The following is a 22,436-nucleotide window of genomic DNA, read 5'->3' as shown; positions in this document are numbered from 1 at the left end:
GATGTAATCGAAATAAAGACTTTTTGAGTGATCGTCATCACTCAAAAAGTCTTTTTAATGTTTGTAAAGATACTACAGCACGGTATAAAGCAGCACAGCAATCCCTAAAGCGACCGTTGGAACGATGGTACAAACAAGAAAAATTGGGCCATATGCGCGCTTGTGTGTTTCCCCACAGATGGCGCGAACAGTCGTGACGACAAAGCCGTTATGGGGAAGGGAGTCTAACCCACCAGACGCCAAAGCGGAAACACGGTGCATTGCTCCTGGGTCAACGCCTCGCTCCATATAATCTGGAGCAATCAGTGGAAGTGCAATCCCAAGTCCTCCTGATGCAGAGCCTGTAATGCCACAGATAACGGTTACGAAAATCGCTAAGCTAAGCAGAGGCGGTCCTGGCATTTCCGAAAGGGCAGTTAAAAAGACATCAAATGCAGGTACCTGTGCAGCGACTGTTCCAAAGCCCACAACGGCACATGTGTTAGCAATGGCAACAATGGAATTCTGTGCACCAATTCCGAGAGAACCCCAAACTTGCTTCACAAATGGTAGATTGAGTAACCATGTTGAAAACACACCTAAAACAAGCGCCACTAACACCGCTGTTTTGGCGTCAATATACAGCGCTAAAATGTTAAGAGAGACAATGACGAGTACGAGTGGAAGTAGAGCAAAAATAGGTTTTGGTAGATTCGTTTCTTTTGTTGCTGCTAATTCTTCTAGTGGTTCTTTACCTGCTTGAAACATGGGACTTTCCTTTGGCATGTCAAAGCGTTCACCATTTTTTACAGCACGTTGTAGCATGAATCGAATCCACAAACCACCGACGACCATAATAAATAGTCCCATTGCAGCACCAACCCAGCCACCAGCTAATGGTGTCGTTCCGAAAAATTCAGTTGGGATAATGTTCTGAATTTCAGGTGAGCCGGGAGAAGTCATGGTGAACGAGATCGCTCCAAACACAATGGCTACTGGTATAAATCGATGCGGGTAATCAGCAAGACGAAATAAAGACACTGCAATTGGATAGACGGTAAAACCGACCACAAATAAACTGACGCCGCCATATGTCATAATCGCACAGGCTGCAATAACAGCGAACAGTGCCCATTTTGCACCGAGTCTACGTCTCACCCAGTCTGCAATTGACTCAGCTGCCTTCGTATCTTGCATCACTTTTCCGAAAATCGCTCCTAGTAAAAAAATGAGAAACCAAGAAGCAAAATAGTTTGTGAATCCATCCATATAATAGCCACTCATCGCTGTATTAAGATTCAGTCCGCCTGTAAGAGCGAGCACAACAGACGAAGCAATTGCGGCTATAATGATGTTAATTCCGCGCAGTGTCATAAAAATGAGCATGGCGAGAGAGACAATCAATCCAATCATACTTAACATATATGCCTTGCCTCCTTAGTGGGAAACAGTCGATTTTCGATTTATTAACTCTTTATATAACGTCATGATGTCTTCCTTAGAAGGTACTTTTGGATTGTTTTGAGGGCTGCCGCTCATTAATGCATCATTTGCCATTTTGTCGATCGCGTCGTAAAAGGCTTCTTGATCAACCCCCCATTCAGATAGGGTAGGGATATCGAGCTGCTGACATAATGATACAATTCGATCCACAACGATTTCCGCAAGCTGTTCCTCTTGTGCGGTTTTCTTTTCAGGGAACAAGACACGTCCAATCTCTGCTAACCGTTTCGTACAATGATTTTGTGTATACGTCAGAACGACAGGCAACAGCATGGCATTTGAAACCCCGTGAGGGACATGAAAAAGTGCGCCAATTGGCCGAGACATCCCATGTACGAGACAAACAGAAGAATTAGAAAAGGCCATTCCTGCGAGCATGGAACCGTAGATCATTTCGTGCCGCGCTTGGAGGTTCGTGCCATCTTTATAAGCAATGAGAACATGGTGGTACAGTTTTTCAATTGCAGACAACGCAAGTGTATCTGTAAATGGGTGTGCTTTTTTGCTGAGGTAAGCTTCTAACGCATGGGTTAAGGCATCGACACCAGTTGCTGCCGTAATACTAGGCGGTGAGGATATGGTTAGTACTGGATCCACAATGGCTACTTGAGGCATAAAGGCTTCTTGCTTAATCATCATCTTCACTGCTGTCGTCGTATTCGTAATGACTGTCGCATCTGTTACTTCTGAACCTGTGCCACCTGTTGTAGGAACAACAAGTAAAGGGAGTGCTTTTTTTCGTGCAATCGATTGGTTATTCATGTAGTCACTGATATCACCACCATTTGTTGAAACAACGGCAACCGCTTTTGCTGTATCAATGCAACTTCCGCCTCCAATGGCAATGATGTGGTCACAATTATGATGAAATAATTGCTCTAAAGCCTCATAAACGTATGTATCTTCTGGCTCAGCGTTCACGCCTGTATAAACCGATGCATGAATTCCGTGTTCCAGAAGAAGCTGTATTGCTTTCTCGATATTCCCTAATTGTTCCATAATCGGATCACTAATAATTAGCGCATGGGCTCCGACTTTCGCAGCTTCAGCGCCTAATTGTTTGAAACTATCTTCACCGTAAACGATGGTTGATGGTAAATGATTGACTCTCATGTTCATGTTTTATCCCTCCTACTTACCAACTTGCAAAATCTATGCCATAGTAAAATGCTTTAAAATAAAGCGCTTACATTTTTATGTGTCGCAAATATGCAACGTTTGAAACGGGGTGTCGCACAAAAAGTCGCTTTCCTCTTTAGTAAGAAAAACGACTTCCGATTATATCGTGTGTTCTTTTATTTTCCGGTAGAGTGTGGCGCGGTGAATCCCTAACAATTGAGCTGCTTTCGTTTTACTTCCGTTCGCTTGAATCAGTGCCTCTCTGATACGCATTTGTTCTTGATTAAGCGCGATGTGTGCAAATTGCGGTTCATGAGCCAGACGAATTGATTCTGGAAGGTTTTCACGATACACCTTCCGATGGTCACAAATGGTCATGACGTAATCGACAACGTTTACAAGTTCGCGAATATTACCAGGCCAATCATAGGCGAGCAAGGTTTGGATGGCCTCTTCCTGAAATTCTTTTTGTTCAACTTGGTAATCATGAGCAAAAAAATCAATATAGTGTCGAAGTAAACTAGGAATGTCTTCTTTTCGTTCTTTTAATGACGGTAATTTTAAATGAATGACGTGAATTCTGTAATACAGGTCTTTTCGGAATGTCTCTTGTTCAACTTTTTGTTCAAGGTCATGATTCGTTGCAGCAATCAAACGAATATCTACTTGATGAGTTTGACTTCCACCTACTTTGGTAATCTCTCGTGTTTCAAGTGCACGAAGGAGTTTGGCTTGCATCGCTTGTGACATATCCGCAATTTCATCTAAAAAAAGGGTTCCGCCTGTAGCTTGTTCAAACTTACCGATTGCCCCACCTCGTTTCGCACCAGTAAAGGAGCCTTCTTCATAGCCGAAAAGTTCGGTTTCTAGGAGTGTTTCCGGCATCGCCGCACAATTAACTGCTATAAAGGGACGTTCTTTTCGTGCACTTAACTGGTGAATGGAACGAGCAAACAATTCTTTACCCGTTCCTGTTTCGCCAGTAATTAAGACCGATGCTGTGGTTCGTGCTGCTTTGCGCGCAAAGCTCTTAGCTGCTTGTAAGGATGCGCTTTTCCCAACCATTTTCTCAAATGTGCACGTCTTGACGCTTGGTGAGAGCGTGTCCACTTTAATCTCTTCCGTCTTGCCACTCATTTGCTTCATAATTTGATAGAGTTCAGACACCCCTTCAAAAATTAGCATGCCAATTGCGCCAACGACCTGTTCATTTTGCCAAAGGGGGATGCGATGGACGACCATTTTTTGTCCTTGAATTAGTTGAACCTTTCCCCGTTCAGGTAAGCCTGATTTCACGACGTGGTGCAACTGCGTATTTTCAATGACATCTTGAACAGGTCTGCCGACAACGGCTTCTTCTGAGATGCCGCCAATAAAATTACGGTATGCTTGATTCATTTGAACAATACGTCCTTGCTGATCGACAAGGACAATTCCCTCATACGCAGTTTCAAAGATCGTTTCTAAAATTAAACTCTGTTTCTTATTTTCAGCGGAATTGCTTTGAAGTTGACTCCAACAGATGGTGCCAAGTAAACGATTGTCGTCCCGTACAACGATCAGTGTAGTAGGAGAATTGGGTAATTGCTTTACTAAACAAGTAGGTGTAACGTACGTAATCGGTGTAAGCCATTCGTCTTTTACGTACATTTCTAACGAATTATTCGACTGTTTATGTTGATTGAAATTAGGTAGGAGAGCTCCGAGTGCTTGGCCATTATCGTCAAGCACAACCACTGAATGTTTAGACTGAGCGACAAGGAGCGCCCATCGAGAATAGGATCGCAATTGATTGGCTACTAACGTGATCGGTTGAACGATGTCCATACAAGAAGTAGATGTTGAATCAAATAAAAGACGTTCATTCATGAAAATCACCTGTTAATCATTAGGATTGTATGTGTAACCTTTCGCCATTTTCAATCGAACTTCCTTTGCTCACATTTAAAATAGTCTCTTCCCTCCAAGTGGATAAGATAATTTCATTTTCTGATGTCCACTGTACGTCTTCCAATCCAAGAAAATATGTATGCTCACGATTTTGTTTTTCACGCATGGGAATATAAAAATGGATGTCTTCCTCATTAATTTGTCGCGGGAAAAATCCATTTTTTTCGTACACATTCATGGTTAGCGAAATATCGAGAAACGAATGATCTTCATAATAGGCAATGATCTCCATGTCTCCATTGTTTGATTGAAGAGCCACTTGGCTTGATTCAGTAAACATATCGACAAGAAAAATCATTGTAGAAGAAAAGAAGAGTAAGCCCATAGCAAACACCCCAGATACTGTTCGAATGGCTTTAGGATTTGCTTTGACGAGACCGATTCCAATAAACAAAAGACCATTTACGAACATAAGTGCAAGAACCATGGGAATGTCTAACGTAATTCGCCAGAAATGAACAGCGTCTAAAGCAAAGAAGAGACTATTTGTAAGAATGATGGCTAAAAGAATAAGTGCGGTGTTACGTTTTGTCATGTGAACCCTCCTCTAACAAAGTTAAAAATCCTAATAAGCGTAACAAATGTATTTGCACATTGTAAAAATATTTTCTTAAATATAGACGTAGCTTAGTAGAAAATTGTGCAAGTCTTCTCGCCTGGTCCTTCTCCTTCTTTCGTTTTACGTTTATAGTGGAGGATAGGATACTTAGGAGGGGTAGGAATGAATATTGAAGTAGGTCTTAGCTTTTTTTGGGTTGCGGTAGGGCTCGCATTGCTCGGTTATTTCATTGGAAATGGTTTAAAAAAGTTTCAAAGTAAATCAGATGCACAAGAATATCATGCCTATTATCAATTAATTGAAGAAAATCAGTTATATTTGTACGTTAATATCAGTGAGAAAGACATGGAAGATCTACTAAGAAAAAAGGACGGAGCACCGAAAATTGTTTTAAATGGGAAGACGTATTACCATCTGGTGAAATTTCAAGAGTGGTTGAATTCAGATGAATTGTATCGAGACGCTTAGATCATAGAGGAGGTATGACATAATGGAGTGGAAGAAGTTTCAACAATACGTTGAAGATTTTTGTGAAGAAAAGGGATTCGATGAGGTTTCTGATGAAGAGCGCTATTTGTTTTTTATGAGCGAGGTAGGAGAGATGGCGCAGGAGATGTTGAACTATCGTTACACAGAGAGTTTAGAGAAAAAAGCGGAAATTAAACAAGCTCTTAGCCACGAAATTTTTGATGTGATTTGGAACGCAGTAGAAATTGCCAATCGCTATGAGATTAATTTAACAGAAGCTTTCTCAGAAAAAATGGAAATCAATCGGAAGAGAACGTGGTCATAACGTTCTCTTCCTAGCAACCACGCTAGGAAGACGGTTCAAACGTGGCAGTGGCGATATCGTTGTGTTATTGTCAAAATAGTAAATTCATTTAATGGGAGTGGTCGAATTGAGGACGATGTTGCGTAAAGATATACCAGTTGAAGAGACATGGGATTTAACCCCTATCTATGATTCTGATCAAGCGTGGGAAGATGCGTATCTTCAACAGGAAGAGGCACTAAGTCAATTGTTGAAGACGCAACCAGCGATTAATAGTGCGACCGATTTACTATCTACATTACATGAATATAATCAAATGATGGAACATTACAGCCGTCTAGGTAGCTATGCGCTCTATAAATACTCGGAAGACAGTACGGATCAATACAATCAAAGTCGAATGGGGCGTTCTCAACTTCTTGGAAAGAAAGTGTCTTCCTTTAGCTCACGTCTTGTAAACAAACTGCTTGAGCTTTCTGAAGAGAGAATGGCGACTTTTCTAAAAGAAGAGAAGGGACTTACGCAGTATCATCGTTTTATTGAAAAGTTAAATCTTTCCCGCCCTCATACATTAGAACCCAATGTTGAAAAAGCCCTCTCTGCAGTTAAGCAACCGTTAAATGTAGGGAATACGATCTATATGTCAATTACTTCGTCTGACATGGCATTTGAAGATGTAAAAGATAAGGATGGGCGCGATGTGTCTGTTTCATTATTTACATATATGACGCAAATTGAAACATCACCGGACACCGTTCTTAGAAGGAATGCGTATGAGTCACTTTCAGAAGGATTAAAAAAGTATCAACATGGACTGGCTCAATCCTTAACAAATGAAATACAAAAGAATGTCGCAATGGCAAATCTAAGACAATTCCCGTCAACATTAACGTACTTGCTTCAGTATGCACCCCCAGCGAATAATCAGTTTTATGAAGGAGATGGCGTATCTGCGTCCTATTTTGAAAATGTATTGGATACCTTTCAACAGTATCTGGCTCCTCATATGCAGCGCTATGCTCGTTTGAGAAAGGAACAGCTTGGCTTGGAATCACTGAAATTTTCCGATGTAAAAGCACCGCTTGATCCTAATTTTGATCCCTCGATTACGTTTGAAGAAGCAGGTGACATTATTGTTGCTGCAGTGGAACCGTTAGGTAGGGAATATCAGGACTTGATGAGGAAAGCATTTACCGATCGTTGGGTGTATAGAGGCAACAATGTAGGTAGAAGAATGATTGCATTTGGCGGCGGTGTTCACGGTGTGCACGGGTATTCCTTTTATCCGTGGGGAGGAAACTTATTCGACCTCGTGTTGCTTGGCCATGAACTTGGACATGCAGTACATGCGAACTTATCAGCGGATCAGCAAAAAATGATAAACAATGGGCAGTCTTTATTATTTGTGGAAGCTCCCTCAACCTTAGTGGAGCATTTAATTGTGTCTTATTTGAAAAAGAATCGTCGCGATGCGCGTCTTCACCGTTGGCTGAATATGTACCTCATGATGAGTTATCATCATAATTGCGTTACGCATATTTTAGAAGCAGAGTTATTAAGACGTTTGTATAAATTGGCTGATGAGGGTATTCCTTTATCGACACACGTAATAAGCGAAACAAAAGGGGATATATTAGCATCTTTTTGGGGCGATACGGTGGAAATAGACGAATACGCTAAATTAACGTGGATGCGACAGCCACACTACTATATGGGGCTTTATCCGTTCACATATTCAATTGGTACATCTGCGTCTACAGTGATTGCGGAACGTATAGAAACGGAGAGAGAGGTAGTAGGTGAATCCTTCACACAGGTATTAAAAATGGGCGGAACATTAAGTGGATTAGAGCTATACAAACAGGCAGGTATTGATATGGGCAACATGGATGTGATCAAAGAAGCCATTCGCCATATCGGCAGCATTGTTGATGAATTAGAAAACAGCTTCTAATGGGGATCGTTTGATTGGGGAATTAGCCTTTTCGGGCACAGGCATGGTAAGTGCAACGCAGCATGGGCTGATGTTGCACTTGTGCCGGTGGTGAACGTGCCCGTTTTCAGGGCTATTTTCATGTAGGACTAAATCAAGTGGTCAACGAGCAACTGCTTGTTGTTTGCTCTTAAGATCTTCTGCAATTAAGTCAGCTGTTAGTTGTCCTGATAATGTGACCATTGGGACACCACCACCTGGGTGAGTGGAGCCACCAACAAAGTATAAGTTGGAAATAAGCTCGCTTCGGCTTGGAATTTTAAAACCGCCATTTTTCTTTTTGTCCGCAACAACACCATAGATTGAACCACCGTTTGCGCCATACAAGGATTGCAAATCATCAGGTGTAAACGACAGTTCAAATTCTATATCCTCTCGAATTGTGGTAAGACCATTTCGCTCTAATTTACTTAACACCGTTTCTCGGTAGCTTGTTTTATATTTTTCCCAAGATTCGCCTTCTTTTAATGGCGGAACATGAGTGAGGATAAAGTGATTTTCTTTCCCTTCTGGTGCTTGGCTAGGATCAGATTTGGAAGAAATGCCGATGTAGACAGTAGGATCATCAGCTGGTCGTTTTTCTTCAAATATTTGTTTGAACTCTAATTCAGGATCTTTTGAAAAAAAGAAGTTATGATGAGCGAGCTGTGGGTATATACGTTTCAGACCAAGTAGTAGAACGAGTCCAGAAACACTTGGTTCAAATTTCTCTAGTTTCTTCTCTTGTGCTTTATGCTGCGGATGCTCTTGTAGCAAATGACGATAGGCAGGGATGGCTTCTAAGTTGGAAACAACGATGTCTGCAAGGACTTCCTCTCCATTTGCTAGCCGCACACCTTTTGCAACCGAATCAATTTGAATAATGCTCTTGACTTGGGTTTCGGTCCGAATGGTCACGTTTAGCTCCGCAAGTAGTTTCTCCATTCCACGAACGATATTGTACATACCGCCTTTTACATAGAAGTTGCCAAGCCCAAACTGTACATACGCAAGCTGAGAAAGAACAGCTGGTGCTTGATATGGGGACGATCCTACATACATAACTAGGAAATTAATGAACTGCTGAATATGAGGATCTTTCACGTATCGTTCTGTTCCCTCATTTAATGTCTTCATCGGGTCAAAAGCCATTAATTCACGCAATGTGTGTAGTTTGCGTAGTTCACTTAAGCCAGAAATACTTCTGTTGTAAAAGCTTTTCATACAAAGCTCATACATTTGCGCACTATAATTTAAATAATTCATAAATGGTGCAGCATCTTCTGGCGATATTTTTTTAATCTCTTCAAGCATATCTGGCAAATCACCTTTTAAATCAATAGTTACACCATCTTCAAAAAAGGTTCGCCATTGAGGTTCGACTCGTTCAATTTTCATGTAATCATTTACGTCTCGACCAGCTCGTTTAAACAAAGCTTCAAGAACCCAAGGCATTGTTAAGATGGAAGGACCTGTATCAAAGTGATAGCCTTCACCACTACGAATGTTGCATTTTCCACCAATACGCTCATTTTTTTCAAGCACGGTTACGTCGTGACCTTGAGCTGCTAGGCTAACAGCGGCAGATAGACCACCTAGACCGCCTCCAATGATAACTGCTTGTTTTTTCTCCATAACTCACACACCTTTATCGTTGTCTATTAATACACCCAAGGAAACAAAACCCAGCGCGTTTGCTTCCATTTATCGTAGTGTTTGGGTAGTGTTGCTGTTAGCATTTGTTCTTCTAATTGGATACGTTTCATAAGTACAGTGAGCATAACGACTGTGGTTAAAAGAATACCTACAACCGTTCCGGTATAAAACGCAACACCTAGCACACACAGAAATAAGCCCGTATACAGTGGATGACGCATGATACGGTAAGGACCACTACTAACTAAATCCATAGAAGAAGAGGTTTGGACATGGCGAGAGAATTGTTTACGTAGAAGATACATGGACCAGTATCGCAAGCTAATTCCTCCGCTATAAATCACAACACCTATAAACGGTATAGAAGCAACGGTCATGCGTGTCCATTCTAATTGCTGAAGTAGAATGCAAACGCTGATACAGGCAACAACGCATGATAAAATGAGATAAAAGCTTTTATTCTCCTGTTGCTCGTTCTTACCATCGCTTGCTCGTTTTCCTTTAAAAAGGAAGAACTCACTTACCCATAAAACGGTCAGACTAATAAACAGAACGTCGACCCACGGCAATGAATGTTTCACCTCCCCTTACTACAGTTATACGTATGTCCCAAGCAGTTAAAATAAAACCGATAATAAAAAAAACTTGTACTACGTACGTACAAGTTGGTGGTGAGTTTATTCACTTATGAGTGCGTGGGTGTTCTTTAAATTAATGAGAGGGACGGTTCTACTATTATTTATATCTTTTAGTTATTTTTAACTCTTAATGATAAAATAGTTGACGACTCCTGCGGAAAGCGTTCGCCAATTTTTTTTTACTAGCTTTAGTAAATCGAAAGATCTTCAGTCTAGTATATACCCCAAAACAAAATCAACTTAATAAGGACACGCTAAAACGCATACAGTATAGGGGAGAAGTGGCAATAGGTGTTTTACAGAAATAAGGGCATCTTAAGTTTTTGCTTGCCAAATGGAAGTGAAAAGCACTATGATGTGTATAATCAAATAAGTTGTGGAATACTAAAAAAATCAAGCAAAAAGCCGTTATTTCGGGTTTTATTAAGAAAAATACGCAATTTGCTTCCTTCACACCTTTTTTATCTGGCTCAAATGGTTTATTATTAGATAATAGAGGTTTTTCTAAAGACTAATGGACATAAGGATGAGCGAAATGAGCTATAGAGAAACTAAGTCAGACGTTATTTTAATTGGCGCTGGAGTGATGAGCGCGACGCTAGGCACGTTATTAAAAGAGTTAGCACCAGACTGGAAAGTAACCGTTTTCGAAAAGTTGAAAAGTGCAGGAGAAGAAAGCTCAAATGAATGGAATAACGCAGGTACAGGTCATGCAGCACTGTGTGAATTAAACTATACGTCGGAAAAACCGGACGGAACACTCGATATCAGTAAAGCTGTTAAAGTAAATGAACACTTTCAACTGTCACGTCAATTTTGGTCCTATCTTGTAAGAAAAAAGCTAATTGAAAACCCGAGAGATTTTATCATGCCAATTCCTCACATCAGTATGGTTCAAGGAGAAAAGAATGGCATCTTTTTAAAAAAGCGTATGGAAGCGTTATCAGACAACCCTCTATTTGAAGGAATGGAGTTTAGTGATGATCCAGATGTGTTAAAAGAGTGGATGCCGCTTGTGATGGAAGGGCGCAAAGCAGGCGATGAACCAGTTGCGGCTACAAAGATTGATACTGGAACAGACGTTAACTTTGGGTCCCTCACACGCATCTTGTTCGATCACCTGGAACAAGAAAATGTCGATGTACGTTATGAACACGCTGTAAGAGACATTAAGAAAGCCTCTGACGGGTCCTGGAAATTAAAAGTCCAAAATGTACAGACGGGTGAAACGGAGAATCACTCGGCTAAATTTGTGTTTATCGGTGCTGGCGGAGGGAGTCTACCGCTTTTACAGAAAACAGGCATCCCAGAATCACGCAGAATTGGCGGCTTCCCGGTAAGTGGACTGTTTCTTGTTTGTAATAACCCAGAAGTGGTGGAGCAACATCATGCGAAAGTTTATGGCAAAGCAAAAGTTGGCGCACCGCCAATGTCTGTTCCACATTTAGATACACGATACATTAATAATAAGAAATCATTACTATTTGGTCCGTTTGCGGGATTTTCACCAAAGTTTCTTAAAACGGGTTCTTATTTTGATTTAATTGGCTCTGTAAAGCCGAATAATTTATTTACGATGCTTGGCGCAGGTTTTAAGGAAATGGGCTTGACGCGCTATCTAATTCAGCAAGTGATGTTATCGAACGAAAAGCGGATGGATGATTTAAAAGAATTTATTCCAAATGCGAAAAGTGAAGACTGGGAAATGGTTGTAGCTGGCCAACGGGTTCAGGTCATTAAAGATACAGAGGCAGGCGGAAGAGGAACGTTGCAGTTCGGCACAGAAGTGGTCACAGCGGAAGATGGATCTGTAGCCGCATTACTAGGCGCTTCTCCGGGTGCATCCACTGCCGTTCACGTCATGTTAGAAATCTTAGGAAAATGCTTCCCGAACGAAATTGATGGGTGGGAGCCAAAAATTAAAGAGATGGTGCCGTCTTATGGAAAGCTATTAATGAGCCATCCAGCGCTTTTAAAAGAAATTCAAACATCAACAGCTAGAGCGCTTCAGCTTGAAGAGACGTATGTACAGACAGAAGAGCATTTAGCGTAAAAGAAAACGCCCTCCAACGTAAACTCTTTAAGAGTGGTTACGGAGAGGGCGTTTTTTTATGACCGGAATAGATTTAAGAAGCGTTGCCAAATGCTAAGCTCTTCTTCCTCTTCTACTTCTTGCGTGGGTTCATCTTTCGTTAACGGTTCAGTCTGGATCACAAACTGTACATTCTCAACAAGGTCATTGTTGTTTTCGTGAACAAAGGAAACGGGTTCGAAATCCGATTTGTCATATTGCGAGATCATATCATCAATCTCCTGTTGCATTTGTTCTGGTATTTCTGCTGTTGCATCATGAAGTTCATTGATACCCGAATGAAGTGTTGCACCGCCATTGGCAAGTTCAGAGGAACCGGCTGCTGACTCTTCAATGCCGTTTTGAATTTGATTATACTCAGAAGCTACTGTGGAAACACCTGATGTATAGGAATCTAATCCTTCATGGAATTGCCCATATCGATTTGCAAGTTCAGCAATACCAGTCGTTAATTCGTCTAAACCACTATCAAAGTCAAACGAATCTTCAAGAGAGGATAAGGAATTGGATAGTTCGCTCAAGCCATTTCCCATTTCTGAAGTCGATGTACTCATTTCATTTAGTGCAGGTTTTACAGAGGAAAATACTTCCTTCACACCATTAAATGTACCTTTCACCGTTTGGGCGGCTGTATAAGATGAAACTAATGCATCGAGCGTCTCCGTATCTTCAGTCGTTTCATATAGCTTGCCGATGTCTTCTTCTGATAAGGTTGCCTCAGGAATTGCGTTGACCGCTTCTTCTAGTGCGAGATAGCCTTGTTCATGATGCGTGCCTAACTCAGTCAAGCCTCCTGACAGCTCATCTAATCCAGTGACAAGTTGATCAATGCCATCTGTTAAGTCAGAACCAACGGATAAATCCATACCTGTATTTAAATCAGACTGACTCAAGGCATTGTTTAATTCATTGAGTCCAGCTTGTATTTGACTGGAGGCTGTCACGAGCTCATCTCCATTTGCAGACAGCTCACCTAAGCCTGTTTGAAATTGAGCGGAACCAGTCCCTAATTCATTTAACCCCCCAGACAAGCCGTCAATGCCTGTTTTTAATTCACCTACTCCATTTGCTAGGTCACCAATTGCTCCTGTTAAGGAATCGAATTCCCCGGTAAGTTCATCTGTATCAGGCATCTCCACGGCAAAGGACGACGGTAATGCCGAAATCTCTATGCCATCAAGTTCAATGTCTGATGCTTCTGCAGAAATACGTAATTCTGCTTCCTCTTCAGGCATGACCGTGAAAGCCAACTGTTTATTTTTTCCTGCATTTGCAACTGTTGCATCAGGAGCATCAACCTCTTTAAACGATTCACTGTTTAAAGGAATAGATACTTGAAGAAGATAATTTTCAAAAAAACGCTCATTTCCGTCTTCGTTCTGTGTAACATCAATCTCAAGTTCAAATGAGCCATCTTGACCAATGATGTCTTTTGGTTCGACGACGTCTCCGTCTAGAATGTAGCGAATCTCAAAGTTCCAAGGCAGTTCAGGTTGATCGTGAATGTTTCCTTGATAGTGGAACGTGCCTGTAGATGCTTCTAGTTTTACTTGGTCATCCTCTTGTTCGATCGTTGAAAGATCGGTTAAGTTTGTGATGCTGTCATAGTGACCAAAATCAGAGATGGCTCCGTCTTCTGAAACCGTCAAGGCATTGACGATATAAAGCTCTTCAATGTCCCCTTGTGCAAATAAGTTCGCATAAATGACTTCATCTTTGCTTTCAATTGTTCCTTCTGTTTCAGCGGCTGCGTAAGAAAGAGGTGTCAGCATAAGTACACATACAGCAGCGCCAATGGTCCATCGTTTCTTCATCGATCGGTCTCCTCCTTGTTCTCTTCATGAAAATTTGGTTTGTATGTTGTTTTTTTAACAAGTTTATCTCCAACTAGTAACAGTGCTGGCAAGAATACGACGACGAGAACAAAAGCGAGCAATGCTCCTCGTCCGAGTAAAAGTCCAATGGATGAAACTGTTGGATTGGACGACGTAATCCATAGAATTAACCCAACACTTGATAGAATCGCCGCGGAAATAATGATGGAAAAAAATTTCTCATCTAATGCTTGCTTCATCGCTGGAAACGCCGGCATGCGCTGACGATGGTGTTTATACGTTTCCATCAAGAGAATGCCGTAATCAATGGTTGCCGCAAGCTGAACGGTACTTACCACCAAGTAGCCGACAAACACAAGTGGGTCATTGGTGATGTATGGAATGGCTAAATTTATCCAAACAGCCGATTGAATGGTCACAAGCAAGATAATGGGGATCGAAATCGATCGAAACGTAATCATCAGGACAATCGCAATGGTGACGATCGTAATCGTATTGACAACTTGATTATCGACTGTAACGGTTTCCTTCATATCATAAAGCGTGACACTTTCCCCTAGTGTATAAGCATCAGCACCATAATAAGACTCACTTAATTGACGCACATCTTCCACTAAACCAAACGGAACATCTCCTTCTACACCAGCATCGGTTGAGACCATAATGCGACTATAGTTTTCGGATTGAAATTCGCTTATAACCGAATCATCGAGGAATTCAGCTGGAATACCTGTTCCAACGACATTGGCATAAGCCATTACTGAATCAACGTAATCGAGTTCTTCTAATTGATTGACGAGTTCTTCTTCTTTTGCAATATCATCATTCGGAACAAGTACAACAATTGGAGTGGACTCACCAAACGTTTCTTCAATAAGTGCAGCATCTGCGCCAGCTCGGGTTGTATCAGGTAAGTCCCCTAACCCATAGATAAAGGACGTACTTCCTTGAGCAATAAAACTTGGCACGATCAACAAGGATACAAGAATAAGCGCAGGGTAGCGTAATTTTAAGATCTTCGCCCCAATTCCTTTAAAGCTAGGTACAATCGACTTATGGCGTGTTTTTTCAATCCATTTATAGAGTAAGAGCGTTAGTGCAGGTAAAAAGACAACGACGGATATAAAGCTAAATACAATCCCCTTCACTAAGTTAAGGCCTAAGTCAGCACCAATTTCAAAGTCCATAAACATAAGAGCCATGAAACCGAAGAACGTTGTAACGGCGCTAACAAAAATAACAGGGAATGAATTTCTCATCGCTGCAGCCATCGCCTGTTCTGGTTTTTTCCCCTTGGCTAGTTCGTCGTTAAAACTATGTAGCAAGAAGATGGCATAATCCAGAGAGACGGCCAATTGCAAGATAGGAGCAACGGATTGGGTGACAAACGAAATTTCCCCTAAGAAAATGTTTGAACCAAGGTTAATTAACACAGAAACACCAATTGCGGTGAGAAAAAATAAAGGTTCTGCCCATGAATTTGTGGAAAGTACCAAAATAATGATGATGACAGGTACGAGTAATGCGGCTGCATAGATCGTTTCTGTTACAGCCATGTTTTGTGATGTTGCGTTGTTGACTGCTTCACCCGAGATCGCATTTTCATCGCCAATAACTTCGTAAAGTGCGTCTGTCGCTTCGACTTCTTCACCTGTCGTAATCGTTAGCGAGAATAAAGCATCCCCATCTTTGTAGTAGGATTCAAGCATACTGTCATCGACCATCTCTAACGGCACTTGTAGATCCATCATGTCATCTAGCCAGAGGACATCCTCTACACCGTCAATCTCTTCAAATGCTTCTTTATAGGACAATGCCTCTTGAATCGTTACATCCTGTACCATGACATTCGTATTTGGAATTGAGGCAGTAAATTCACTTTCCATCACATCTAATCCCTCAGTAGAAGGGGCCTCATCTGGCAAATAATCGGTCATATTATAATTCGTTGAAACAAAAAACTGCGCAACAACTGAGATCATTGTTAATGCAGCAAAAATAATGACAACGGCCTTTTTATGTTTAATAATTCGATCGACTAGCAATTCCATTCCCCACCCTATTGACTTCATCTTCATTTCTTTTAACATTATATCTACACGGTGTTGTCCATACAACAGACAGTTGGAGAAGATCTGTTAGCTGAACAACACATTCAATATTTATGTCGGATAAAATTATGAAAAGGTTGTGAACACTTTGTCTGAGAAGCTTGATCGCCGAAAACAATTCACACGAATGGTGCTAAAAGAAGCGTTAATGGATTTGTTAAAAGGAAAACCAATTTCTTCTGTAACCGTTAAAGAACTATGTGAAAGAGCTAACATTAATCGGTCAACTTTTTATAGTCATTATGTTGATCCTTATGATTTGTTAGATAAGATTGGAAAAGAAGTGTTTGACGATATGTATGAAACGCTCAATCAATATAACTTTCAAAAGCAAGATGAAGTCCTGCAAATGTCTACGAAAATTCTCGAGTATGTTGCTGAGAGAAGTGAGCTGTGCCAAATTCTTTTAAGTAAAAATGGGGACACATCATTTCGAAAGCGTGTCACAAACATTATACAAAACTTCATTATGAATAAGTGGATGGAAGAACATCAGCTAGGGGATGAATTATCTGAGTACATTCCGTTGCTGGTTGTAAGTGGAGGCGTAGATGCCATTGAAAGCTGGCTGGCGAATGGAAAGAAAGAATCCCCTCAAGAAATGGCCTTACTCATCCATCAGTTTATTAACTATGGATTATCAGGCTTTCGAAAGGGTGATTGAATCTAAATGGAGTGTTTAAATAAAGAAGAAACGCATTAATGTGCTATCACTTTTGCTCATAGAATATCTATCAATAATAAAATTCACTTCCAATTATAGCAAATAATCAATCCCTACTAATCCGGTAAAAATTATTTAATTTACTCGATGTTATGGTATGATGAAACCACAACAAGGGTAGAACAGGTGATGAAATGGTAAGGGAAGAGGAGCTAATTAGGAAAAGACAAGAAAAAATGATTGAAAAGCTGTTAAAAGCTGGCGTTTATAAATATAAAAACACTCATTTATATGAATTGTCGTATGGAGAAGTGGAAGATGCTTTCTTGCGTTTAATGGAAGAAAAAGAAAAATAAATCAAGGAATCCATAAAAAAGTGGGTTAATTTTCTCTTGAAACGGTTAACAATAAAGATACTAGCTGATTTTTAGCGGTAGTACGAAAAGAAAATTCGTTTCATTAAGGAGATTACCTATGAAAAAGTGGATGGTTTTGGCCGGATTAACGTTATTTTTAACGGCTTGTGGTGGTGGCGATGGAGATGATGCAGAGGCACCGGAAACTGATAATGGAAACGGTGGCGAGGAAAGTTCGGAAATGGGTGATTATGATGTGGCCCAAGCAGAACAAACGTATCAGCAGAGTTGTATCCAATGTCATGCTGGGTTAGACGAGGGTGGATCTGGTCCTGCTCTCGCGAATAATAACTTGGCTCCGGATGAAATTAAAGAAATTATTTTAAATGGACAAGGTTCGATGCCTGCACAATCCCATTTAGAAGAAGATGAAGTAGATAATTTGTCTATGTGGTTGGCAGATCAATAAGATATGAAGGAAACTACTCAAACATTTTGGGTAGTTTTTTTAATGTTTAAAGGGTTTTTGACAAATTTTGAAGACCGATTTTTTTCGCATTGCTTTTTTTCCCAAGCTAAAAAAGAGAATTGACGGTTGTTTTGTAAATCAATACTGGAGATGGTTGTCGGAGTTAGAGATCTGAGAGAAAAAGTTGAATAAATTAAGCTGATTGTGTCGCTAAATCTGTCTCAAAAAAAATTATTCGTTTCCCAATTGCTTATCGACGTCTTTCGATGGATTCAGTACAAAAACCTAAGTAAAGTAGGAGAAGTGATTCAAGGGGTCAAGTTAAATGTATGCATGTGCAAGAGAAGATATGAAACAAAAATTCATGAGGAGGCATTTGAATGAAAAAAAGATGGTTTTTATTCGTTTTAGCACTTATTGTATTTTTTCCGTTTCAATCAAGTTTTGCAAATCAAGGGGTAAAAGATGTGGGGAAAGGGAGTTATTCTTTACAATATCCACCGATAGATTTTGATTCAATTGGCGATCCTGGTTATGCAGATCAACAAAAGGAGCCACCGGAAACGATTTACCGAACCTCTAATGTAGATGGGCCAATGCCCACCAATAGGTGGTGGAGTTCATTAGCTGTTGATCCATACGCCAACAATCACTATGCGCATCCTTTTAGTGTGAGGCAAAATGAAAAAGGGCTAAACGTATTTTATGATGCCCCTCATAATGTTGTCGTTCACGAAAACAGTGAGGCTGGTACATGGCATATCGTTGGTGCGATTTCAACCGATTTTACAATCGGCCATTCCAATGAAAATAACTTTAATGACGCGAAAGTCGATGATTACGGTGACTGGCATGTGCGCTCGTTGGCGGAAAACGATTCATCGTCCTTAGCGCTCACATACGGTGTCGGTATTCCATATATCTATGCAGAATATACAGGTGGACATGCTGTCATTGATTTTCCTCAGAACCCTCAAGTGTGGGCAGAAGAAGGGCATGTGATTGGTTTTTCCACACATGATAACAAGCATTACGCTGCGTTTGCTCCTGAAGGGTCAAATTGGTCGTTAAACGGGCAAACATGGGAAAATCCATCAGAGTTTATAAGTGTAGCCAAATTGCCAGATACACGTGCGGAGACGTTAGCACTTTTCGGTGAACATGCGTATTCAGTCGTGCGTGAAACGCGAGCAAATTTTGACGTGAACCACGAAACCAATGATGTTATAACAACATATTCAGCGGAAACAGAAGAGATCAGTGGTGAGTCAGGGAATGGTACCCTGTTTGCCTTATACCCGCACCAATATCGTCATTTATCAGCTGGGAACGTCATTGAAGGAATGGATCTTTTTACGATTCGAGGCGATATGAAGCTTGTGCAAGGTGAGCAGTTTGAAACGAACCTTACCTATACAGGTGTGCTCCCTAGCTTACCTAATGCAGGGGTTGATGCAGAACGTTTAAGCGGATACTTACATGAAGCGCAAGATGACTATCCAACAGGGCAAGATACGTATGAACTTGGAAAATACTTAGGCAAACTCTCGAATTTAGCGCCGATTGCCGATCAGTTAGGTGAACAGGCATTGGGTGATGACTTTAGAGGGGAATTGCAACAACATCTTGAAGATTGGTTACAGGCTACTGACGAAAGCAATGCAATAAAAGGAGAAAATCTTTTTTACTATAATCAAAACTGGGGCACCTTACTTGGCTATCATGCAGCGCATGGGTCAGCTGTCAGAATCAATGACCATCATTTTCACTATGGGTATTTTGTCAAAGCAGCTGCAGAGGTAGCAAGGGTAAATCCAAACTGGGCGCAGAGTGATGAATGGGGTGGAATGGTTAATGAGCTCATTCGAGACTTCGCTGCGGGTCGAGATGATCCAATGTATCCATATTTACGAATGTTTGATCCCTACTCGGGGCATTCATGGGCAGATGGATTAGCCACATTTGATTCAGGGAACAATCAAGAGTCCTCTTCCGAAGCCATGCATGCGTGGACAAATTTAATTTTGTGGGCAGAAGCGACCGATGATCAAGAACTGTTAGATCGAGCGATTTATTTATATACAACAGAGATGAGCGCCATAAACGAGTATTTTTTTGATGTACACGATGAGATTCATCCTCCAGAATACGAACCCGAAATTGTGACGATTAACTGGGGTGGAAAGATGGATCATGCGACCTGGTGGAATTCAGGAGCGGTGGAGAAGTATGCGATCAACTGGCTCCCGATACACGGAGGGGCACTTTATCTAGGGCATCATCCTGATTATGTGGAGAATGCCTACCAAGCACTGAAAGGAACAAACGGATCAGAGGATTGGAACTGGTGGTCCAATATGGTCTGGAGCTACCGTGCATTAACCGATCCAGTCGATGCCCAGACGCAAATGGAGCGAAGGATTGATGATTATACTGAGTTCGACCCAGGAGACGAAACCATTATTGAACGTGGAAGTACGAAAGCCCAGACGTATCAATGGATTACAAGTCTAGCATCGCTTGGACAAGTGAATCCTGATATTACGGCAAATATTCCAACATATGCTGTTTTTAATCAAAACGGGGAGAGCGTCTACGTTGCCTACAATTATGACAGTGACCCTCGCTCAATTACGTTTTCAGATGGACATGAAGCGACTGTGGAGGGAAATAGTTATTACGTTAGTCAAGGTGGGAACGGACCGCCACCGACAACCCCTCCAGAAGAACCGGAGCAACCTGGTGATGACGGGAAAGTAATCGAGCGAGATGATTTTACCGTAACGGTTGATGAAAACGAGGCGGATCGGGTCCTTACGTTTACACCAAATACGCCTGCGCGATATGTAGATCTACATTATCGCTTAGATGATGGAAGTCAAGAAAATGTGCGAATGCAACAAGAAGAGGGCAGGTGGTTCTTAATGATCCCAGACGTGGAAAATAAGTCTCTTTCCTTCCGCTTCACGTATGAGAAAAATGGACCACAATACGAAACGGAATGGTTTAGTTATCCGTGATGTGTTGGAGAAAAGCTTCTACGTTCTAGTAGAAGCTTTTTTCTATTTGTTTCTCGTGAAACATTTTCATTACACATTTGAGTTGTTTGAATTTTTACATTAATATAGAGAGAAGGATCAAAAAAGGGTGGTCAGATGAGCAATATAAACAAGTTATTTACAAACACGCTAGTAAATGAAAATGGGCATTTAAATGAATGGAGTATTGGTTGGTCTGCTAAAGATGATCTTATTAGCAACATTAGTGGTCGTTTTCTCAGAAAGAAAATGTGGAACTACTGGTGCGTAACGAGTAGCGAACTACTATTTTCAGCAACCATTTCTCATATCGATTATGCAGCGGTTCTTTTCGTCTATATCTTTGACCGTCACACACATGATTTTCATGAGGAGACGCTACTAATCCCCTTTGGCAAAGGTGTTCACATGCCACAACGTGTAAAGGAAACGATTACGTATTCAAGTCGTAACATGACGCTTGCCTTTATTGAATCTACGGAGAAGACGAGGATTGAGGTAACCTGTCCGTCATTTGGTGCAAAAGGTTCTTTAAAAGCTACCATCGTGATTGAACGTGATCTAGATATGGAATCATTAAACGTAGTGATTCCATGGAGTAGTCGGCACTTTCAATTTACATCAAAGCAACCTGCTCTGCAGGCAACAGGTGACATTCTATGGGGAGAGCAACGGTATACATTGGCTCAAGGCGATGGGTTTGCGTGTCTAGATTTTGGAAGAGGGGTTTGGAAATATCGTTCGAAATGGAATTGGGGTTCCGCATCAGGAATGGTAAATAAAAAGCAAGTTGGCATTAATTTAGGTGGGCAATGGACGGACGGTACAGGTCAGAATGAAAATGGTGTCATCGTTGATGGAAGGTTATATAAAATCGAGGATGATGTTGAGTGGTTCTATGATAGGACTGATTATCTGAAGAAATGGGAGATCAAAGCTGCGCACGTTGATCTCACGTTTGAGCCCATTTTTGAACGAAAGGCAGAAACCAATGCGTTTATCATTCAATCTTCTGTTCATCAGCTGTTTGGCTATTATTCAGGAGAAATTTTACTTGGAACGGGTGAAATCATGCGGTTAGAGCGTTTATTTGGTTGGGCAGAAGACCACGTGGCAAAGTGGTGACAGTGAGGGGGATGGACAAAGGTGAATAAACAACAGAAAGAACAAGTTGAACATTGGTTAGCGAATGCCGAATATAATTGCGCTTATGAAAACCTTCATAGTTGGTTAAAAGATAATCCCGACGATGCCGATCTCAACTATTCTCTTGCATCGACATGCGATCCACAGGGCAAAGAAAAAGAAGCATACCCTTACTATGAAAAAGCGATAAAACTTGGGTTAGGTAATGAAGATTTAAAAGGAGCTTATTTAGGTCTTGGTAGTACATACCGGACGTTGGGCATGTATGAAGAGTCAAAAGCGACGTTTGAAGCAGGTTTGGCTAAATTTCCAACACATTATGCGTTAAAAGTGTTTTATGCAATGACGCTTTATAATCTTAAGGAATATGAGCAAGCGATGGCGTTGCTATTAACGTGTTTAACGGAAACAACAAAGGATGAAGAGATTTTAGCATACCAAAAAGCGATTTCGTTTTATTCAGGGCGATTGAATGAAGTGTGGGATTAGAACGACTTCGTTATGAGCGATTTTTAATAGTTAGAAAGGAGATTTATGCCTATACAATTCGATCTTTCAAAAGAGGAGAAGCAAGCTT

Annotated in this window: 18 protein-coding genes; 10 read left to right on the top strand and 8 right to left on the bottom strand. The window is 41.0% G+C overall.

Annotated elements, in window-relative coordinates; genetic code table 11:
- Positions 1–72 precede the first annotated feature (72 nt).
- The 4 genes from ABC361_RS19915 to ABC361_RS19900 all read right to left on the bottom strand — a co-directional run bounded on the left by ABC361_RS19915 (position 73) and on the right by ABC361_RS19900 (position 5,086).
- On the bottom strand, positions 73–1,401 hold the full coding sequence (locus ABC361_RS19915; RefSeq protein WP_413075569.1) for a GntP family permease: 1,329 nt from the start codon (positions 1,399–1,401) through the stop codon (positions 73–75).
- A gap of 15 nt (positions 1,402–1,416) precedes the next feature.
- Positions 1,417–2,601, bottom strand: coding sequence for an iron-containing alcohol dehydrogenase (locus tag ABC361_RS19910; RefSeq protein WP_413075568.1), 1,185 nt, complete (start codon positions 2,599–2,601; stop codon positions 1,417–1,419).
- 159 nt (positions 2,602–2,760) lie between these two features.
- On the bottom strand, positions 2,761–4,470 hold the full coding sequence (locus ABC361_RS19905) for a sigma-54 interaction domain-containing protein (protein ID WP_413075567.1): 1,710 nt from the start codon (positions 4,468–4,470) through the stop codon (positions 2,761–2,763).
- 19 nt (positions 4,471–4,489) lie between these two features.
- Positions 4,490–5,086: a hypothetical protein gene (locus ABC361_RS19900; RefSeq protein WP_413075566.1), complete on the bottom strand. Its 597-nt coding sequence runs from the start codon at positions 5,084–5,086 to the stop codon at positions 4,490–4,492.
- Positions 5,087–5,272: 186 nt separating this feature from the next.
- On the opposite strand from ABC361_RS19900, the gene ABC361_RS19895 reads away from it, so the two are divergent.
- The 3 genes from ABC361_RS19895 (at position 5,273) to ABC361_RS19885 (ending at position 7,836) form a co-directional block, all read left to right on the top strand.
- Entirely contained in the window at positions 5,273–5,578 is a 306-nt protein-coding gene (locus ABC361_RS19895; protein WP_413075565.1) for a DNA-binding protein, read from the top strand.
- A gap of 22 nt (positions 5,579–5,600) precedes the next feature.
- Positions 5,601–5,903 carry a pyrophosphatase gene (locus ABC361_RS19890; RefSeq protein ID WP_413075564.1) on the top strand — a complete coding sequence of 101 codons (303 nt, stop codon included), beginning with the start codon at positions 5,601–5,603 and terminating at the stop codon, positions 5,901–5,903.
- A gap of 115 nt (positions 5,904–6,018) precedes the next feature.
- On the top strand, positions 6,019–7,836 hold the full coding sequence (locus tag ABC361_RS19885) for a M3 family metallopeptidase (protein WP_413075814.1): 1,818 nt from the start codon (positions 6,019–6,021) through the stop codon (positions 7,834–7,836).
- Positions 7,837–7,977: 141 nt separating this feature from the next.
- On the opposite strand, the gene ABC361_RS19880 is transcribed toward ABC361_RS19885, so the two are convergent.
- Both ABC361_RS19880 and ABC361_RS19875 read right to left on the bottom strand, forming a co-directional pair.
- Positions 7,978–9,489, bottom strand: coding sequence for a phytoene desaturase family protein (locus ABC361_RS19880; protein ID WP_413075563.1), 1,512 nt, complete (start codon positions 9,487–9,489; stop codon positions 7,978–7,980).
- Between the two features lie 26 nt (positions 9,490–9,515).
- Positions 9,516–10,091, bottom strand: coding sequence for a methyltransferase family protein (locus tag ABC361_RS19875; RefSeq protein WP_413075562.1), 576 nt, complete (start codon positions 10,089–10,091; stop codon positions 9,516–9,518).
- A gap of 592 nt (positions 10,092–10,683) precedes the next feature.
- On the opposite strand from ABC361_RS19875, the gene mqo reads away from it, so the two are divergent.
- Complete coding sequence (gene mqo / locus ABC361_RS19870; protein WP_413075561.1) at positions 10,684–12,201, top strand: malate dehydrogenase (quinone); 1,518 nt, start codon at positions 10,684–10,686, stop codon at positions 12,199–12,201.
- Positions 12,202–12,257: 56 nt separating this feature from the next.
- On the opposite strand, the gene ABC361_RS19865 is transcribed toward mqo, so the two are convergent.
- Both ABC361_RS19865 and ABC361_RS19860 read right to left on the bottom strand, forming a co-directional pair.
- A complete protein-coding gene (locus ABC361_RS19865) occupies positions 12,258–14,054 on the bottom strand; it encodes a YhgE/Pip domain-containing protein (protein WP_413075560.1) in 1,797 nt (598 codons plus the stop codon).
- Complete coding sequence (locus tag ABC361_RS19860) at positions 14,051–16,147, bottom strand: efflux RND transporter permease subunit (protein WP_413075559.1); 2,097 nt, start codon at positions 16,145–16,147, stop codon at positions 14,051–14,053. Before ABC361_RS19860 ends, ABC361_RS19865 begins: the two co-directional genes overlap by 4 nt.
- Before the next feature lie 127 nt (positions 16,148–16,274).
- On the opposite strand from ABC361_RS19860, the gene ABC361_RS19855 reads away from it, so the two are divergent.
- The 6 genes from ABC361_RS19855 to ABC361_RS19830 all read left to right on the top strand — a co-directional run bounded on the left by ABC361_RS19855 (position 16,275) and on the right by ABC361_RS19830 (position 22,348).
- The gene (locus ABC361_RS19855) at positions 16,275–16,850 is read left to right on the top strand and encodes a TetR/AcrR family transcriptional regulator (protein WP_413075558.1); all 576 of its coding nucleotides are present in this window, start codon (positions 16,275–16,277) and stop codon (positions 16,848–16,850) included.
- A 194-nt stretch (positions 16,851–17,044) separates the two neighbouring features.
- Positions 17,045–17,206, top strand: a complete 162-nt coding sequence (fbpA, locus tag ABC361_RS19850) for a Fur-regulated basic protein FbpA (RefSeq protein ID WP_413075557.1) — start codon at positions 17,045–17,047, stop codon at positions 17,204–17,206.
- A gap of 118 nt (positions 17,207–17,324) precedes the next feature.
- A complete protein-coding gene (locus ABC361_RS19845; protein WP_413075556.1) occupies positions 17,325–17,675 on the top strand; it encodes a c-type cytochrome in 351 nt (116 codons plus the stop codon).
- 380 nt (positions 17,676–18,055) lie between these two features.
- A complete protein-coding gene (locus tag ABC361_RS19840; protein ID WP_413075555.1) occupies positions 18,056–20,695 on the top strand; it encodes a glycosyl hydrolase in 2,640 nt (879 codons plus the stop codon).
- A 135-nt stretch (positions 20,696–20,830) separates the two neighbouring features.
- Positions 20,831–21,838, top strand: coding sequence for a DUF2804 domain-containing protein (locus ABC361_RS19835; protein WP_413075554.1), 1,008 nt, complete (start codon positions 20,831–20,833; stop codon positions 21,836–21,838).
- A gap of 21 nt (positions 21,839–21,859) precedes the next feature.
- Positions 21,860–22,348, top strand: a complete 489-nt coding sequence (locus ABC361_RS19830; protein ID WP_413075553.1) for a tetratricopeptide repeat protein — start codon at positions 21,860–21,862, stop codon at positions 22,346–22,348.
- Positions 22,349–22,436: the final 88 nt, after the last annotated feature.

It is taken from the genome of Shouchella phoenicis (genome assembly GCF_047238345.1).
GTDB lineage: Bacteria > Bacillota > Bacilli > Bacillales > Bacillaceae_D > Shouchella.
The sequence above is the reverse complement of the archived record's forward strand: the minus strand, read 5'-3'. Positions and strand labels throughout refer to the sequence as shown.

Bases quoted from the DNA above. Each gene is read 5' to 3' on its own strand.
- ABC361_RS19915 (WP_413075569.1), bottom strand. From the start codon at position 1,401: ATGTTAAGTATGATTGGATTGATTGTCTCTCTCGCCATGCTCATTTTT.
- ABC361_RS19910 (WP_413075568.1), bottom strand. From the start codon at position 2,601: ATGAACATGAGAGTCAATCATTTACCATCAACCATCGTTTACGGTGAA.
- ABC361_RS19905 (WP_413075567.1), bottom strand. From the start codon at position 4,470: ATGAATGAACGTCTTTTATTTGATTCAACATCTACTTCTTGTATGGAC.
- ABC361_RS19900 (WP_413075566.1), bottom strand. From the start codon at position 5,086: ATGACAAAACGTAACACCGCACTTATTCTTTTAGCCATCATTCTTACA.
- ABC361_RS19895 (WP_413075565.1), top strand. From the start codon at position 5,273: ATGAATATTGAAGTAGGTCTTAGCTTTTTTTGGGTTGCGGTAGGGCTC.
- ABC361_RS19890 (WP_413075564.1), top strand. From the start codon at position 5,601: ATGGAGTGGAAGAAGTTTCAACAATACGTTGAAGATTTTTGTGAAGAA.
- ABC361_RS19885 (WP_413075814.1), top strand. From the start codon at position 6,019: ATGTTGCGTAAAGATATACCAGTTGAAGAGACATGGGATTTAACCCCT.
- ABC361_RS19880 (WP_413075563.1), bottom strand. From the start codon at position 9,489: ATGGAGAAAAAACAAGCAGTTATCATTGGAGGCGGTCTAGGTGGTCTA.
- mqo (WP_413075561.1), top strand. From the start codon at position 10,684: ATGAGCTATAGAGAAACTAAGTCAGACGTTATTTTAATTGGCGCTGGA.
- ABC361_RS19865 (WP_413075560.1), bottom strand. From the start codon at position 14,054: ATGAAGAAACGATGGACCATTGGCGCTGCTGTATGTGTACTTATGCTG.
- ABC361_RS19860 (WP_413075559.1), bottom strand. From the start codon at position 16,147: ATGAAGTCAATAGGGTGGGGAATGGAATTGCTAGTCGATCGAATTATT.
- fbpA (WP_413075557.1), top strand. From the start codon at position 17,045: ATGGTAAGGGAAGAGGAGCTAATTAGGAAAAGACAAGAAAAAATGATT.
- ABC361_RS19845 (WP_413075556.1), top strand. From the start codon at position 17,325: ATGAAAAAGTGGATGGTTTTGGCCGGATTAACGTTATTTTTAACGGCT.
- ABC361_RS19840 (WP_413075555.1), top strand. From the start codon at position 18,056: ATGAAAAAAAGATGGTTTTTATTCGTTTTAGCACTTATTGTATTTTTT.
- ABC361_RS19835 (WP_413075554.1), top strand. From the start codon at position 20,831: ATGAGCAATATAAACAAGTTATTTACAAACACGCTAGTAAATGAAAAT.